Origin of the sequence: Anoxybacteroides voinovskiense, from assembly GCF_014196205.1 — a bacterium.
Taxonomy (GTDB): domain Bacteria; phylum Bacillota; class Bacilli; order Bacillales; family Anoxybacillaceae; genus Anoxybacteroides; species Anoxybacteroides voinovskiense.
In genome coordinates this window covers 14,376-30,572 of record NZ_JACIDE010000007.1, presented here as the reverse complement: position 1 = coordinate 30,572, position 16,197 = coordinate 14,376, and the positions used below count along the sequence as shown (strand labels likewise).

The 16,197-nt window shown below is 45.2% G+C and carries 14 protein-coding genes, 2 pseudogenes and 1 riboswitch; of the genes and pseudogenes, 11 read left to right on the top strand and 5 right to left on the bottom strand.

Features of this window, described 5'->3' with window-relative positions; all coding sequences use genetic code 11:
* Window positions 1-33: 33 nt before the first annotated feature.
* The gene (locus tag GGR02_RS06190; protein ID WP_183184011.1) at window positions 34-192 is read left to right on the top strand and encodes a YqzE family protein; all 159 of its coding nucleotides are present in this window, start codon (window positions 34-36) and stop codon (window positions 190-192) included.
* A gap of 40 nt (window positions 193-232) precedes the next feature.
* Here the strand turns inward: GGR02_RS06190 and GGR02_RS06185 are convergent, their stop codons facing one another.
* Together GGR02_RS06185 and GGR02_RS06180 are read right to left on the bottom strand one after the other, a co-directional pair.
* Window positions 233-1,018, bottom strand: coding sequence for a YqhG family protein (locus tag GGR02_RS06185; RefSeq protein ID WP_183183870.1), 786 nt, complete (start codon window positions 1,016-1,018; stop codon window positions 233-235).
* Window positions 1,005-2,651 carry a DEAD/DEAH box helicase gene (locus GGR02_RS06180; RefSeq protein WP_183183869.1) on the bottom strand — a complete coding sequence of 549 codons (1,647 nt, stop codon included), beginning with the start codon at window positions 2,649-2,651 and terminating at the stop codon, window positions 1,005-1,007. Before GGR02_RS06180 ends, GGR02_RS06185 begins: the two co-directional genes overlap by 14 nt.
* A gap of 238 nt (window positions 2,652-2,889) precedes the next feature.
* Window positions 2,890-2,978: riboswitch (glycine riboswitch) on the top strand.
* 140 nt (window positions 2,979-3,118) lie between these two features.
* On the opposite strand from GGR02_RS06180, the gene gcvT reads away from it, so the two are divergent.
* From gcvT to gcvPB, 3 genes are read left to right on the top strand one after another with little or no spacing between them, the layout of a single operon-like run.
* Window positions 3,119-4,213 (top strand): glycine cleavage system aminomethyltransferase GcvT, encoded by a 1,095-nt coding sequence (gcvT, locus tag GGR02_RS06175; RefSeq protein WP_183183868.1) that lies wholly within the window; start codon window positions 3,119-3,121, stop codon window positions 4,211-4,213.
* 17 nt (window positions 4,214-4,230) lie between these two features.
* The gene (gene gcvPA / locus GGR02_RS06170; RefSeq protein ID WP_183183867.1) at window positions 4,231-5,577 is read left to right on the top strand and encodes an aminomethyl-transferring glycine dehydrogenase subunit GcvPA; all 1,347 of its coding nucleotides are present in this window, start codon (window positions 4,231-4,233) and stop codon (window positions 5,575-5,577) included.
* Window positions 5,570-7,024 (top strand): aminomethyl-transferring glycine dehydrogenase subunit GcvPB, encoded by a 1,455-nt coding sequence (gene gcvPB, locus GGR02_RS06165; RefSeq protein WP_183183866.1) that lies wholly within the window; start codon window positions 5,570-5,572, stop codon window positions 7,022-7,024. The genes gcvPA and gcvPB overlap by 8 nt, the downstream gene beginning before the upstream one ends.
* Window positions 7,025-7,057: 33 nt before the next feature.
* Here gcvPB and GGR02_RS06160 read toward each other — a convergent pair whose 3' ends face one another.
* Complete coding sequence (locus GGR02_RS06160; RefSeq protein ID WP_183183865.1) at window positions 7,058-7,429, bottom strand: rhodanese-like domain-containing protein; 372 nt, start codon at window positions 7,427-7,429, stop codon at window positions 7,058-7,060.
* A gap of 147 nt (window positions 7,430-7,576) precedes the next feature.
* Here GGR02_RS06160 and GGR02_RS06155 point away from each other — a divergent pair, with 147 nt between their 5' ends.
* The 6 genes and pseudogenes from GGR02_RS06155 to GGR02_RS06130 all read left to right on the top strand — a co-directional run bounded on the left by GGR02_RS06155 (window position 7,577) and on the right by GGR02_RS06130 (window position 14,143).
* On the top strand, window positions 7,577-8,413 hold the full coding sequence (locus GGR02_RS06155) for a lipoate--protein ligase family protein (RefSeq protein WP_183183864.1): 837 nt from the start codon (window positions 7,577-7,579) through the stop codon (window positions 8,411-8,413).
* A 290-nt stretch (window positions 8,414-8,703) separates the two neighbouring features.
* Window positions 8,704-10,140 (top strand): annotated as a pseudogene (locus GGR02_RS06150) (vitamin B12-dependent ribonucleotide reductase); the annotation flags it as partial.
* 256 nt (window positions 10,141-10,396) lie between these two features.
* Window positions 10,397-11,521, top strand: a pseudogene (locus GGR02_RS06145) (vitamin B12-dependent ribonucleotide reductase); the annotation flags it as partial.
* A gap of 109 nt (window positions 11,522-11,630) precedes the next feature.
* Window positions 11,631-12,656, top strand: a complete 1,026-nt coding sequence (splB, locus tag GGR02_RS06140; protein WP_183183862.1) for a spore photoproduct lyase — start codon at window positions 11,631-11,633, stop codon at window positions 12,654-12,656.
* Between the two features lie 91 nt (window positions 12,657-12,747).
* On the top strand, window positions 12,748-13,176 hold the full coding sequence (gene mntR / locus GGR02_RS06135) for a transcriptional regulator MntR (RefSeq protein ID WP_183183861.1): 429 nt from the start codon (window positions 12,748-12,750) through the stop codon (window positions 13,174-13,176).
* An 88-nt stretch (window positions 13,177-13,264) separates the two neighbouring features.
* Window positions 13,265-14,143 (top strand): patatin-like phospholipase family protein, encoded by an 879-nt coding sequence (locus GGR02_RS06130; RefSeq protein ID WP_183183860.1) that lies wholly within the window; start codon window positions 13,265-13,267, stop codon window positions 14,141-14,143.
* A gap of 9 nt (window positions 14,144-14,152) precedes the next feature.
* On the opposite strand, the gene GGR02_RS06125 is transcribed toward GGR02_RS06130, so the two are convergent.
* Window positions 14,153-14,524 (bottom strand): SA1362 family protein, encoded by a 372-nt coding sequence (locus GGR02_RS06125; RefSeq protein ID WP_183183859.1) that lies wholly within the window; start codon window positions 14,522-14,524, stop codon window positions 14,153-14,155.
* Between the two features lie 23 nt (window positions 14,525-14,547).
* The gene (locus GGR02_RS06120; RefSeq protein WP_183183858.1) at window positions 14,548-15,480 is read right to left on the bottom strand and encodes a DUF1385 domain-containing protein; all 933 of its coding nucleotides are present in this window, start codon (window positions 15,478-15,480) and stop codon (window positions 14,548-14,550) included.
* Window positions 15,481-15,666: 186 nt separating this feature from the next.
* Here GGR02_RS06120 and GGR02_RS06115 point away from each other — a divergent pair, with 186 nt between their 5' ends.
* Entirely contained in the window at window positions 15,667-16,182 is a 516-nt protein-coding gene (locus GGR02_RS06115; RefSeq protein ID WP_183183857.1) for a YqhR family membrane protein, read from the top strand.
* Window positions 16,183-16,197 lie beyond the last annotated feature (15 nt).

Sequence of the window (16,197 nt, the reverse complement as noted above, 5' to 3'; positions counted from 1 at the left end):
TAAAAAAGGCGGTGAACATTAGTGAACGATTATATGAAATTTATGACACAACAGTTTGTTCGCTATATGGACCAACCGAAAGAGGAGCGAAAGAGACTGCGCGAACAGCGGAAACAAGAAAAGCCGCCGTTGCTTTCTCACTGGTTCGGCATGATTCCGTTTTCGTTGAAAATGCTTTTTCGCCGGAAATAAATCTCCCGTTTTGCGGGAGATTTTTCTATGGTTAAAAAGGTTATGAGCGAGGCTGCAAGTAAAACAGCCCACCGTTAATGATAGAAATCGTAATTTTTGGCTTATACTGTTCTTCTAACGCTTGTTTTTCCATATAATAACACTCTGGTTTTTCTTCCGCCTCCTCATAAAAATGATCGAGTAGCGCTAAGTCTTCATTCCAGCGTGCGATCGCTTTTTCTGCCCACGTATGATCGTCTTGCGCAATCTTTTTTTTCATGTATTGTTCAAGGCGCACCATCCCGCTTTGCGGTTTAATGATGGGCGAAATAGTAAAGCAATAGTCCGGAATTTTTGGGGTTAGCGGCAGTTTTTGTAGTGTTTCATGAAACTGTTCGACGATCGTTCCGGTAATTAAATGCAATCCGAGTGACAAAATGGCGTCTTTTTTTCGGTCGCATTGATACGAAATTTTGGCATTAATCCCTAGCCATGGATGAAGCGGAACGGACGACGTTGCATCCATTTTTTCATAAAGGCGAATATAGCTTCCACGGCGCTGGGCCGATTGGAATATTTGATGAAGCCTCGGAGAGCCGAAATGAAGTTGTTCACCGTGGAGCGTTTTTGTTTTTTCTGTTTGTTTTGTGATGAGCGTCAACTTCACCGGTTCGGGTGTTCCGCCCGTTCGCTCGATGTAATGCCAATAAAACGGGCGGTTCATTAATTCTTTATCCATCGCAATCGTCAATTGCACGGTCATATATCCGTCTTCGCACTCGACGATGTCGCACTCGTTTGCGCGAAAATATCGTTCAAGAAACTGTTGAATTTCATCTTGCCGCATATTCTTCACCTCTAGCCAATTGGTCGGCAAAATCGATTACCGCCGCTAAATTTTCCATTTTAATTTTCATTTCTCGCTCGTTGCGGGATTGCACAATATCGTGTAAATATTCTTCGAAATCCGTCATGTTCATCTTTGTTAAAATATCATCCAATTCGCCAACGACCCGTTCAAACAGGCGAATTTTTTCATAGAGAAGTTTCAGTACATGCTCTTCGACCGTATCTTTCACGGCAAAATTGTAAATATATACGTCATTCGTTTGCCCTAAGCGGTGGACGCGTCCGATACGTTGCTCAAGCCGCATCGGGTTCCACGGGAGGTCATAGTTAATGACATGATGGCAAAATTGCAAGTTAATCCCTTCTCCCCCTGCCTCGGTCGCAATAAGCACTTGGGCACGGGTTTTAAACAGTTCTTTCATCCAATCTTTTTTGCCCCGTTTAAATCCGCCGCGAAACGGGACGGACGAAATACCGTGCTGTTGCAAAAACCATTGCAAATATAGTTGCGTCGCCCGATATTCCGTAAAAATAATAACTTTATCGTTAATGCCTTGAATAAGTTCAAGCGCTTTTTCGGCTTTTGCATTGGTCGTAACGGCGTTTATTTTTTCGATTAACGTCTCGAAATACGCAGGTGGCTCTGGATATTTGCTCATCATATTTTTTAACGTAAGAAAGAGCGCTTCGCGGCTACTGCAAGCTTCGCGCAACATCGTTATCAGCGAAAATTGCCCGTCGTCTACTTTTAACGCGCGAACAGCGTCGTATAACTCCCGCTCTTCTTTGGAAAATTCAATCATCACCGTTTCGACATGGCGCTTCGACCATTCGATGCCGGTATCTAGACGGCGGTTGCGAATCATCACTTTATTAACAAGTGCTTTTAAATGTTCATCGGTTTGCAGCGTGCGCCCCTTTCCGTACGTTTCGGCAAAGGAAGAAGCGTTTCCTAAATGGCCGGGCTTCAGTAAAGAAACGAGATGAAAAATTTCTTCGATTCGGTTTTGAATCGGGGTTGCCGTGAGCAATAAACAAAATTTCTTTTTTAAATGTTGCACGAATTCATAGTTTTTTGTTTTATTGTTTTTTAATTTATGCGCTTCATCAATAATGACCATGTCGTACTGCTGGGCATAAATGATGTCACGATGCGGACTTCGCTTGGCGGTGTCGATCGAGGAAACGACGACATCGCACTGTTCCCACACGTAGCTCTTTTTTTGCGCAACGGCGGGAATGAAAAATTTTTCATTCAATTCCATCGCCCATTGAGAGACGAGGGAAGCCGGAACGAGAATGAGCACTTTTTTCACCAACCCGCGAATCATATATTCTTTTAAGATTAATCCGGCTTCGATCGTTTTTCCAAGCCCGACTTCATCGGCTAAAATCGCCTTGCCGTTCATTATTTCGACGACTTGTTTGGCAACCTCGAGCTGGTGCGGAAGCGGCGTTAAATGTGGCAAATGTTTCGGGGCTTGCAGCCCGTCAAAATCAGGTATCGCTAAATGTTTCGCCGCCTCTAGCGCAAGCTCATACATTTCCCAGCTCGCCCATGGCCCGTCCTTTTCGCTTCGTTCCAATAGTCCTGCTGTCCACGCGGAATCAAATGCAATCTCGACCATCATTGTTTCGTCTCCTTTAATACCGAACATTTTTAGTTGAGTAGAGAGTAATATAGGTGAATAAACGATTGTTTACTGAAATTACTAATAAAAAGTTCGGGTATTTTTTGTTTGCCGCGCTGAATTTTTATTGCCCTTGTGCGCATATTAATGGTAGTATAATAATAAATTAGAAAGTTAAAAAAACTGCGGCATCTTTTCCTATAGTTTGACCATTTTTTTAAAAATTATATATAGGCGGATGAGAACAAGGGGAGAGACTACGGAATGTAGCGCCGAAGGAGCAAGTGGTCACACGAATCTCTCAGGCAAAAGAACTCTTGTTTGACGCAGCTCTGGAGAGCGTTCACGAACGTGAACCACCCACGAGGACACCTATTATAGGGAAACTTTCAGGTGAAAGGACAGAGACTTCCATATCGCGATATATGGGAGTCGTCTGTCTTTTTTTATGACAAGGAGGGGAACATATGCTAAAAAGAACACCGCTATTTTCGTTGTATGCAGAATATGGCGCCAAAACGATTGATTTTGGCGGCTGGGAACTGCCAGTGCAATTTTCCAGCATTAAAGAAGAACACGACGCCGTACGGACGCGGGCAGGATTGTTTGACGTGTCGCATATGGGCGAGTTTGAAGTAAAAGGAAAAGATAGCCTTGCTTTTTTACAAAAAATGATGACAAACGATGTTGCCAAATTAACAGATGGTCGTGCTCAATATACGCTCATGTGCTATGAAGACGGTGGAACGGTCGATGATTTGTTGATTTATAAAAAAGCAGACAACCATTATTTGCTTGTCGTGAACGCTGCAAATATTGAAAAAGATTTCGCTTGGCTTCAAGCGCATGTAGCTGGCGATGTCGAACTTGTCAATATCTCGAACGATATCGCGCAACTAGCGCTGCAAGGGCCACTTGCCGAAAAAGTGTTGCAACCATTGACGACTGTCGATTTATCTGCCATCAAATTTTTCGCTTTCGCCGATGATGTCGATGTCGCAGGGGTTAAAACGCTCGTGTCGCGGACAGGATATACAGGAGAAGACGGGTTTGAGCTATATTGCCGTGCAGAAGATGCTAAAACGCTTTGGCGGGCGATTTTAGAGGCAGGGAAAGAAGAAGGAGTGCTTCCGTGCGGGCTTGGTGCGCGCGATACGCTCCGGTTTGAAGCGTGCTTGCCGCTTTATGGACAAGAATTGGCGAAAGACATTACGCCAATCGAAGCAGGGCTTGGGTTTGCGGTCAAAACGAATAAAGACGTTGACTTTTTCGGAAAAGAAGTATTCAAGAAACAGAAAGAAGAAGGAACGACACGGAAGCTTGTCGGCATTGAAATGATCGACAAAGGCATTCCGCGCCACGGATATGCCGTATATGGAAACGGTGAGCAAGTTGGCGTCGTCACGACAGGAACGCAATCGCCAACGTTGAAGAAAAATATCGGGTTAGCACTCCTTTCGACTGCGTTTTCTGCCCTTGATACAGAGGTAGAGGTAGACGTTCGCGGGAAGCGGCTAAAAGCGAAAGTGGTGGCGACACCGTTTTATAAGCGCACAAAATAATGTGAGGAGAGAGAGTTATGCTTCATCGTTATTTACCAATGACGGAAGAAGATAAGCAACAAATGCTACAAACAATCGGGGTACAATCGATCGACGAACTGTTTTCCGACATCCCGGAAAGCGTTCGTTTTCGCGGCGAATACAACATGAAACCGGCAAAATCAGAGCCGGAGTTAATGAAAGAATTAATGGCACTTGCAGCGAAAAATGCGGATACGAAGACGTATTGTTCGTTTTTAGGAGCAGGGGTGTACGACCATTACATTCCGACGATTGTTGACCACGTGATTTCGCGTTCGGAGTTTTATACTGCCTATACACCGTATCAGCCAGAAATTTCACAAGGGGAACTGCAAGCAATTTTCGAGTTTCAAACGATGATTTGTGAATTAACGGGCATGGATGTGGCGAACTCATCGATGTATGACGGTGGCACAGCGCTAGCGGAAGCAGCGTTATTAAGTGCAGCGCATACGAAAAAGAAAAAAGTGTTATTATCAAACGCGGTGCATCCAGAATATCGCGACGTCGTGAAAACGTACGCAAAAGGACCGGGGCTTGAAGTAGTAGAAATTCCGCACAAAAACGGCGTGACGGATGTGGATGCCTTGCAAAAAGAAATGGATGAAGACGTGGCATGCGTTATTGTCCAGTATCCAAACTTTTTCGGACAAATCGAACCGCTAAAAGACCTAGAGCCAATCGCTCATGCGCATCAAGGAATGTTCGTTGTCGCAAGCAATCCGCTTGCGTTAGGGGTATTAACACCGCCAGGCCAGTTCGGTGCGGACATCGTTGTTGGCGATGCGCAACCGTTCGGAATTCCAGCCCAATTCGGTGGTCCGCATTGCGGTTATTTTGCGGTGAAATCAGCGCTCATGCGCAAAATTCCAGGGCGTCTTGTCGGGCAAACAACGGACGAAGAAGGTCGCCGCGGCTTCGTCTTGACATTACAAGCGCGCGAGCAACACATCCGCCGCGACAAAGCCACATCGAATATTTGCTCGAACCAAGCGTTAAATGCGCTTGCTGCATCGGTGGCGATGACTGCGCTTGGCAAAAATGGCGTAAAAGAAATGGCGACGATGAATATTCAAAAAGCGCATTATGCAAAAGAAGCGTTCGTCAATCATGGATTTGATGTTGTATTTCCAGGACCGTTTTTCAACGAGTTTGTCGTTCGCATGAACAAGCCGGCAGCGGAAGTAAATAAAAAGCTATTGGAAAAAGGAATCATTGGCGGCTACGATCTCGGGCGCGAGTATCCAGAGTTGCAAAACTGCATGCTAATTGCCGTGACGGAATTGCGCACGAAAGAAGAAATCGATACGCTTGTGAAAGAATTGGGGGATTGTCATGCATAAAGACCAACCGCTTATTTTTGAATTAAGCAAGCCAGGACGAATCGGCTACAGCTTACCAGCGCTAGACGTACCAGCCATCGATGTCGCACAAGTCATCCCAACCGATTACATTCGAACAGAAGCACCGGAGCTTCCAGAAGTGTCGGAGCTTGACATTATGCGCCATTATACAGCGTTATCAAAGCGCAACCACGGAGTAGATTCCGGCTTTTATCCGCTTGGATCGTGTACGATGAAATACAATCCGAAAATTAATGAAAACGTTGCCCGCTTTGCTGGGTTTGCCCACATTCACCCGCTTCAGCCGGAAGAAACGGTGCAAGGGGCACTTGAATTAATGTATGACTTACAAGAGCATTTAAAAGAAATTACTGGCATGGATGCGGTGACGTTGCAGCCAGCCGCTGGGGCGCATGGCGAATGGACAGGATTGATGATGATTCGCGCCTACCATGAAGCAAACGGCGACTACAACCGGACGAAAGTCATTGTTCCGGATACGGCGCACGGAACAAACCCTGCGTCGGCAACGGTTGCTGGGTTTGAAACGGTGACGGTGAAATCGACGGAAGAAGGACTTGTCGATTTAGACGACTTACGCCGCGTCGTCGGTTCAGATACAGCGGCGCTTATGCTCACCAATCCGAATACGCTCGGTCTTTTTGAAGAAAACATTTTAGAAATGGCGGAAATCGTGCATGCTGCAGGCGGAAAGCTGTATTACGACGGAGCGAACTTAAACGCAGTGTTAAGCAAAGCAAGACCGGGAGATATGGGCTTTGACGTCGTGCATTTAAACCTTCATAAAACGTTCACTGGTCCACACGGTGGCGGTGGCCCTGGTTCAGGTCCTGTCGGCGTAAAGGCTGACCTCATTCCGTTTTTACCAAAACCGACGGTGGAAAAGGGAGAAAACGGCTACTATTTTGACTATGACAGACCGCAGGCGATCGGGCGCGTAAAGCCGTTTTATGGCAACTTCGGCATTAACGTTCGCGCCTATACGTATATTCGTTCGATGGGTCCAGACGGCTTAAAAGCGGTGACAGAATACGCGGTATTAAACGCCAACTATATGATGCGCCGTTTGGCGGAATATTACGATTTGCCGTACAACCGTCATTGCAAACACGAGTTTGTCTTGTCAGGAAAGCGGCAAAAGAAACTAGGCGTACGCACGCTTGATATTGCGAAGCGTTTGCTTGATTTCGGCTATCATCCGCCGACAATTTACTTCCCGTTAATTGTCGAAGAGTGCATGATGATCGAACCGACCGAAACCGAGTCAAAAGAAACGCTTGATGCGTTCATTGATGCGATGATCCAAATTGCGAAAGAAGCGGAAGAAACGCCAGAAATCGTCCAAGAAGCGCCGCATACAACGGTCGTGAGACGCTTAGATGAAACGACTGCCGCTCGCAAACCAATTTTGCGCTATCAGAAATAAAACAAAAGGTGCCAGGCGTTTTTGCTTGGCACCTTATTTTTTCTTCACTTTCCCTGTCCATGTTTTAAAGCCGCCTTTTAAATGGTAAAGGTCACGATAGCCTTTACGGTACAGCATTTGGGCGGCGCGGCCGCTGCGAAGTCCGCTTTGGCAATATAAATAGATCGGCTGGTCTTTGCGCAATTCTTTCATGCGCATACGTAATTGTGTGAGTGGAATATTGCGCGCGCCTAAAATATGGCCAGCAGCGTATTCATCTGGTTCGCGAACGTCAATGAGTTGCGCTTTCCGATAGCCAGCGCGGAATTCTTCTTCCGTGAGCGTTTTCACCATTTTGCGCTGCATGAAATACATGACAGCAGAATAGGTAATCAAGGCGCCAATGATAATCCATAGCCATTGCACGAGCCACAAGCCCCCTTTTCTTTCAACATTCGACAAATTCTATTATATCGATGTTATCCATGAGACGCAAAGCATTTTCGCTTTCCTTCGTCCACTTTGTTTGTTAAACTAATAGACGCAAAAGAAGGGGAAAGAAGGGTGGAATAGATGGAAAAAGAAAGATGGCGATTTATTGACTCGGGTGATTGTTCCCCAGCGTTTAATATGGCGCTTGATGAAGCGTTGTTAGAATGGCATAGCGAAGGAAAAATTCCGCCGACGATTCGGTTTTACGGCTGGAATCCACCGACGCTTTCGATCGGCTATTTTCAAAAAGTCGAAAAAGAAATTGATATGGAAGCAGTGAAAAAATACGGTCTCGGCTTTGTGAGACGGCCGACGGGCGGGCGCGGCGTGCTTCACGATCAAGAATTGACGTACAGCGTCATCGTGTCCGAAGCGCATCCAAAAATGCCGCAAACGGTGACAGAAGCGTATCGCGTCATTTCACAAGGCATTTTAGAAGGATTTCGTTTCCTAGGGCTCGATGCGTATTTTGCTGTGCCGAAAACAGAAGAAGAAAAAGCGGATTTGAAAAATCCGCGCTCGGCTGTTTGTTTTGATGCCCCGTCCTGGTATGAGCTCGTTGTTGAGGGGAGAAAAGTGGCAGGAAGCGCACAAACGCGGCAAAAAGGGGTTATTTTGCAACACGGTTCGATTTTATTGGACTTAGATGAAGAGATGCTTTTTAGCTTGTTTAAGTACCCGAACGAGCGAGTGAAAGAGCGATTGCGGCAAAACTTTAAACAAAAGGCGGTCGCAATGAATGAACTAACCGAGCGGAAAATTACACTTCCGGAGGCGAAAGAAGCGTTTTATAAAGGGTTTGAAAAAGGGCTTGAGATCGTGTTAGAACCGTATACGTTATCGGTCGAAGAAATGGCGTATGTAAACGAGCTCGCGGAAAAAAAATATGCGAGCGATGAGTGGAATTTTAAACGATAAACGCGGAAAAATCCGCGTTTCTTCGTTTTTGTTGAAAAGCAACTAGCAAAATGTTTCGTTTATCGGGAAAATGAGGCGATTTTGGACAATTTTCTCCTCTTTTCTCTCGTTTCTATTGTTTTTGTTATTTGACAAAATACGAATTTGTTGACCTAATACACAATATATAGTATGTTTTGATAAAAATATCATACTATATATTGTTTTTTTGTTGGCGATATGGTAATTTAATCTAGACAGAATTTGCAGGCAGAAAGTGGACAATTTGAAAGAAGAGGAGAGATTGAAGAATGACGGTTGCGTCTTCTGAACGAATGAAACTGGATATTGCAAAACTAAATGCGGACATTCGCCTGTTTCCGCAAGTGCATCCGATTACGGAGGACATGCACATTACGCATAAAGGCGTGTCGCGTTTAGTGATGCTTGACCGCTACTCGTTTAAAGATACGGAAAAATTAACGTTAAGCGTTGGGGATTTTGTCGTTTTAACCGTAAAGGAAGATCCGAAGTTTCCGGCGCGCGGGCTTGGGTTTATCGTCAAGCTTGATTTGGAAAACAAAAAAGCGCATGTGCTTGTGGAAGAGGAGTACCGGCATGTGTTAGACGGAGAGGAAGCGAAAACAGGCATTGTTGTTCGCTCGCTCGATGTCATTGAAAAGCCGCTGGAAATTTTTTATGAGCAAATTGCGAAGCGGAACGCAACCGGGTTAGCCGCTGTTGAAAAAACAGAAGAAAAGCGGCAAGAATGGGTTGAAAAGTTTTATGAACAGCTCGTCAGTCTTAATTTTGTTCCAGCTGGGCGCGTGCTGTACGGCGCAGGGTCTGGAACAGAAGTGACGTACTTCAACTGCTACGTCATGCCGTTTGTCAAAGACTCGCGCGAAGGCATTTCTGAACATCGAAAACAAGTGATGGAAATTATGAGCCGCGGTGGCGGTGTCGGAACGAACGGTTCTACCCTTCGCCCACGCAATACGCTCGCGCGCGGAGTCAACGGAAAATCGTCCGGCTCGGTGTCATGGCTAGACGACATTGCGAAACTTACCCATCTTGTCGAGCAAGGTGGCTCCCGCCGTGGCGCTCAAATGATTATGCTAGCCGATTGGCACCCGGACATTATTGAATTCATTATTTCCAAAATGCAAAATCCGCGCATTTTGCGCTATTTGCTGGAAAATACAGAAGATGAAGGTATTCAAAAAGCAGCGAAAGAGAAATTAAAGTTTACGCCGCTCACCGAGCAAGAGCGCGCGATGTATCAAGGGATTGTCAACTATAAAAACATCCCAGGATACGGGGGCTTTAGCGAAAAAATTATTAAAGACGCGGAAGAAAAGTTGCGGACAGGCGGTACGTATAGCGTGCACAATCCCGACTTTTTAACAGGAGCAAACATTTCCGTTTGCTTAACGAAAGAGTTTATGCAGGCAGTGGAAAACGACGAAGAATACGAATTGCGCTTTCCAGATGTGGAAACGTATTCGGAAGAAGAAATGCGCATCTACAACGAAAAATGGCACGAAGTCGGCGATGTGCGCGAATGGGAGAAAATGGGCTATCGCGTTCGCGTCTATCGCAAAATTCGTGCGCGCGAGCTATGGAAGCTGATTAACATTTGCGCGACGTATTCAGCGGAGCCAGGCATTTTCTTTATCGACAACGCCAACGACATGACGAACGCCAGAGCGTACGGACAAAAAGTAGTCGCAACAAATCCGTGTGGTGAGTAGTTTGCCTCACGTAAAAAACTGCGGAATGAAGCAGGAACCCTGAGATGGGAACCTGAACCGAAGGCTGAGCCTAAAAACTCAGTCAGGGGCAACGCATACGGAGTGAACCTGCCTATATAAAAGGCAGAATATAATCTCCGCAAGAGGCCGCAGCACTAATGAACATTCATTAGTGAAAACGTATGCTGAGCTAACGGGAAATGAACCGTTAGAACTATCGGATAAAAAGCCGATAGGATAACATAAGCTGGAACAACCACTCGCACCTTATTCTGTGTGCAATTTAGCCGCGATTAATTTGGCGAATATGGTCGATAAAGAAAAGAAAGTCGTTGATTATGAAAAATTAAAACGGACGGTTGAAGTTGGCGTCCGTATGCAAGATAACGTCATTGACGCAACGCCATATTTCCTTGAAGAAAATAAAAAGCAAGCGCTCGGGGAGCGCCGCGTCGGTCTTGGCGTGATGGGATTAGCCGATTTGCTCATTTATTGCGAAAAAGAGTACGGCTCCGAAGAAGGCAATCAACTTGTTGACGAACTGTTTAAAACAATTGCGACAACGGCATACCGCGCGTCGATTGAGCTCGCAAAAGAAAAAGGAAGCTTTCCGTTTTTAGTTGGCGAAACGGAAGAAGAAACGATGAAATTGCGCGAAGCGTTTATTCACACCGGTTATATGAAAAAAATGCCGGACGATATTCGCCAAGATATTTTAACATACGGTATTCGCAACTCGCATTTATTAACGGTTGCTCCGACTGGATCCACAGGGACAATGATCGGCGTGTCCACAGGACTTGAACCATATTTTTCCTTTTCTTATTATCGAAGTGGACGTCTTGGCAAGTTTATTGAAGTGAAGGCGGATATCGTGCAAGAATATTTGGACAACCATCCAGAAGCAGATCCGAACAATTTGCCGCATTGGTTTGTGACCGCGATGGATTTATCGCCAGAAGCGCATGCCGATGTGCAATGCATCATCCAGCGCTGGGTCGACTCCAGCCTCTCCAAAACAGTGAACGCACCGCGCGGCTATACGGTCGAGCAAGTGCAAAAAGTGTACGAGCGGTTATGGCGAGGCGGCGCAAAAGGCGGTACGGTCTATGTTGACGGCAGCCGCGATGCGCAAGTATTGACATTAAAAGCGGAAGAACATGCAGTCGAAGAACAGCTTGAATTAATTCCAGAAGAACCGAAAAAACGAGCCGTTGCCCTCGTTGAAACGATTCCAGATTTACGCGCAACCGATGTCACGATTGGGTCGGAAGTCGGAAACATTTGCCCAGTATGCCGCGAAGGAACAGTCGAAGAAATTGGCGGCTGCAACACATGCACAAGCTGCGGTGCGCAGTTAAAATGCGGGCTGTAATGCATAGAAAGGAGCGGGAAACCCCGTTCCTTTTTCTTTTCTAAACAATGACAAAAATTGTATTTCATCACCTCATAGCAATCAACCATACTAACAATGAGGTGATTGTATGAAGCCATTTATTCCACAGCTCGTCTATTTTGAGCCCGAGGCGCTGAATTATCCGCTCGGTAAAGAGCTATATGAAAAATTTACGGATATGCATATTGACATTCGTGAAACGACATCGCATAACCAAGTGCGCGGCATCCCGGGCGAAACCGAGTTGCAGCAATACCGAAACGCAAAATCAACGCTCGTTGTCGGTGTCAGACGAACATTAAAATTTGATACGTCCAAGCCGTCGGCAGAATATGCGATTCCCCTTGCGACAGGGTGCATGGGCCATTGCCATTATTGTTATTTGCAAACGACGCTCGGAAGCAAGCCCTACATTCGTGTATATGTCAACCTTGATGAAATTTTTGCCCAAGCGAAAAAGTACATCGACGAACGATCGCCGGACATTACGCGCTTTGAAGCGGCTTGTACGTCCGATATTGTCGGCATCGATCACTTAACTCATTCATTAAAAAAAGCGATCGAATTTATTGGAGCGACGGAATACGGGCGGCTTCGCTTTGTCACGAAATATGAACACGTCGACCATTTGCTTGATGCGAAACATAACGGAAAAACGCGCTTTCGCTTTAGCGTGAATTCACGGTATGTCATCCAAAACTTTGAACCAGGGACGTCTTCGTTTGATGCGCGGTTAGCGGCAGCGCGAAAAGTGGCGCACGCTGGCTATCCGCTCGGCTTTATCGTCGCACCGATTTACATGCACGACGAATGGGAGGAAGGATATTTGGAGTTATTTGAGCGGTTACGTGAACAGCTTACAGGGGTGAATACGTCTAATTTAACATTCGAACTCATCCAGCACCGATTCACAAAACCAGCAAAGGCTGTCATTCAAAAACGTTATCCGAAAACAAAGCTCGATTTAGATGAGAGCAAACGGAAATATAAATGGGGGCGGTACGGAATCGGCAAATACGTGTACCAAGATGAAGATGCAAAAAAACTGGAGGCGACGATGATCGATTATATCCATCAATTTTTCCCTGAGGCAAAAATACAATATTTCACGTAATCGGCTCTTGTCCTTGTCAATTTACTATCCCATGATATAATAATACTGATTGCTATTTTTGATCAGTATTGGTTTATGGGAGGGGACTGTTATGCCGACACCGAGCATGGAGGACTATATCGAGCAAATATACATTCTTATCGAAGAAAAAGGATATGCCCGCGTATCAGATATTGCCGAGGCATTGTCCGTTCATCCCTCCTCTGTCACAAAAATGGTGCAAAAACTCGACAAAGACGAATATTTAGTATATGAAAAATATCGTGGGCTCGTATTAACCGCGAAAGGAAAAAAAATCGGCAAGCGGCTCGTGTATCGCCATGAGTTGCTAGAGCAGTTTATGCGCATCATCGGCGTTGATGAGGAGAACATTTATCGCGATGTAGAAGGAATCGAACACCATTTAAGTTGGAATGCTATCGACCGCATCGGCGACTTAGTGCAATACTTTCAAGAAGACCCCGAACGAATCGAAACGCTTCGCACGATTCAAAAACAAAATGAGCAGACCGTAGAGTAAGGTTTCTTACTCTTTTTTTATTTTCCATACCTAAATCAGCTGTTTTCCTATTATATATATAGAAAACCGCCAGAAAGGGGAGGACAGCGTGGATATTGACATCGTGTTTTCAGGAGGCGGTGTGAAAGGATTTGCGCTTATTGGCGCATATCAAGCGCTTGAAAAAAAAGGGCTGACGCCAAAACGAATGGCGGGAACGAGCGCTGGTTCATTAGTCGCTGCGCTAATCGCAGCGGGGTATACGAGCGAAGAAATGATTGCGATGATCGACGAGCTAGACTTGCAAAAGCTGCTTGATATGCAAAAACTAGCTGTACCGTTTCCCCTCATGAAATGGGTTTTCTTATATTGGAAAATGGGGCTATATAAGGGAAAATTATTAGAAGATTGGCTTGCGACCGTGTTAGCAGCAAAAGGAGTGCGAACGTTTGGTGATTTGCCAAAAGACCGCTTACATATCGTTGCTTCCGATGTCACAAATGGCCGCATTCTCGTTCTACCGACCGATTTGCCGCAGTATGGCATTGATCCAAATACGTTTTCCGTCGCCAAAGCAGTAAGAATGAGCACGAGCATTCCGTATTTTTTTGAGCCAGTGAAGCTCAATACGGCAAAAGGCGCATCCATCGTTGTCGATGGAGGGGTGTTAAGCAACTTTCCGCTATTTTTATTTGACGACGAAAAGAAAAAACGCCCTGTCCTCGGCATTCAACTGAGCACCAAACCGGAAGAACGGCCGAAAAAAAAGATTCGTAACGCTATTGAACTATACGAAGCGCTATTTCATGCGATGAAAGAAGCGCATGACGTTCGCTACATTTCACGACGGCACGAAAAAAACATTATCTTTATTCCTGTCCGCCACGTGCTGTCGACGGAATTTGCGATGACCGAAAGCGTTCGCGACGAACTAATCGCCTACGGCAAACAAAAAACCGAACAATTTTTAAAAACGTGGGCATATTAAAAAATCGGGCTAAAATGATGCCCGATTTTTCTTTTTCCCTTTTTTCCCTTCGATGACCGTTAAATGTGTGGTGCTGCGTTTTTTCGGTAAACGGTGGTGCGTTCCTTTTTTCGGCTGGGATGCTTTCGCTAGTGTTTTTCGGTCGCGCTCGACATATAGTTTTTTCGACTGCTGCACCGCTTTCAAATAAGCGGCCCGCTCCTTATTCATGCGGCGTTGATAAACAAAATGATAAAAGGCATACAGCAAAACAATCAACAATCCAATAAAAAGGATGCGACGGAAAAGAACTCCCGGCTCCTCAAACAGTGTATATACGATCCCAAACGCTCCAAGAAAAAGGACAATCCCTATTAACGGATGCATCGTACGACGAAACATTCCGCCCCACCTCCTTTGAAAAGTTACCGAACGGCTGTCGTTTCTTGTTCTTCTAACTGAAGCAATTGCTCAAATGAGGCAATCGCTACTTCCACTTGGTCATCGGTCGGCTCTTTTGTCGTCAATAGCTGCAGCCATAACCCTGGATATCCAAGCCAGCGCAAGACAGGAACATCTCTTAATCGGTTCGTTAGCTGCAATACTTCAAACGAAATGCCAAGAACGACGGGAATTAACGCAAGCCGATTGACAATCCGCACCCAAAGCGGATCGACGGGAACGAACATATACACAAACACGCTGACGATGACCGTAAATAAAATAAAACTGCTGCCACAGCGATAATGCAACCGCGACTGTCGCTGCACGTTTTCGACCGTTAGCGGCATTCCATTTTCAAATGCATTAATGACTTTATGTTCTGCCCCGTGGTATTGGAACACTCGCTTAACAAGCGGAGTTAATGAAATCGAATAAATATATAGCAACAGCAACAATAGCTTAAATGCCCCTTCAACAAAAATTTGCGCCATTTTGGACGGAAAAATAGGTTTCGTAAAATTCGCCAAAAACGCAGGAATCATTGTAAATAAAAATTTGCCAAACAAAAAGGATAAAATACCGACAACGGCAACGCTAACAACGAGCGATAGCTTCGAACTTTCCTTTTTTTCCGCGATTTGCGCTGTTTCCTTCGGGTCTAATTCATAACGGTCGCTTGCAAACTGAAAATGTTTCGCTCCGTTGGCGCTCGCTTCTAAAATCGCCACAATTCCGCGAATAAACGGAATTTTTTTGAGCGCTGTCAACGTCGGGTGCGCTTTTCGCGGCAGATGAAAATATTCAATTGATTTGTCTTTGCGGCGAATAGCGGTAACAGAATGCTTTCTTCCAGCAAACATCACACCCTCGACAACCGCCTGTCCTCCGTATATCGGTTTCATCGCTTTCTCCATTGTCTACACCAACCTATTTCTTAAAATTTATCGCCTCTGTTATTATTATATTCTACAAGAAACGGTCGGAAACCTCTAGGTTGATGTTATGATTATCATTGCCAAAAATAAAATTGGTTAGACATGGTATGGATAAATTTATTATGAGTTTTCCTATGAAAGGTCATACTAAAAGTGGAGGTGGCAATGATGAAAACGAATGAACCGTTAGAACAAAATAAACGCGAACAGCCGATGGCGTTATGGATGAAGGCCGCCATCACTGGATTTGTCGGCGGCGTATTTTGGAGCTTGTTAGGGTATTTAGCCTATTTTTTTCATTTCACTGAACTAAGTCCGAACATGCTTTTGTTGCCATGGAACATCGGGGATTGGAAATATGGAAAAACAGGCAACTATTTGGCCATTTTTCTCATCGGTGTAATATCCATTGCAGTTGCGCTTCTTTACTATGTACTGCTTCGGAAGCAAAAGAGCATGTGGGTCGGCGTTGCATATGGGATGATACTTTGGGTTGTCGTTTTTTATATCTTAAATCCGATGTTGCCAAGTTTGCGCCCAGTAACAGAACTAGAACGAAACACAATCATTACGACTATTTGCCTGTACGTGTTATATGGCTTGTTCATCGGCTATTCGATTTCCTTTGAAGCGCAAGAAAACGAACAGCGAAAACAAGCGCCAAACACCGTAAATGAGTAGTGGGAGCAGGAAGTT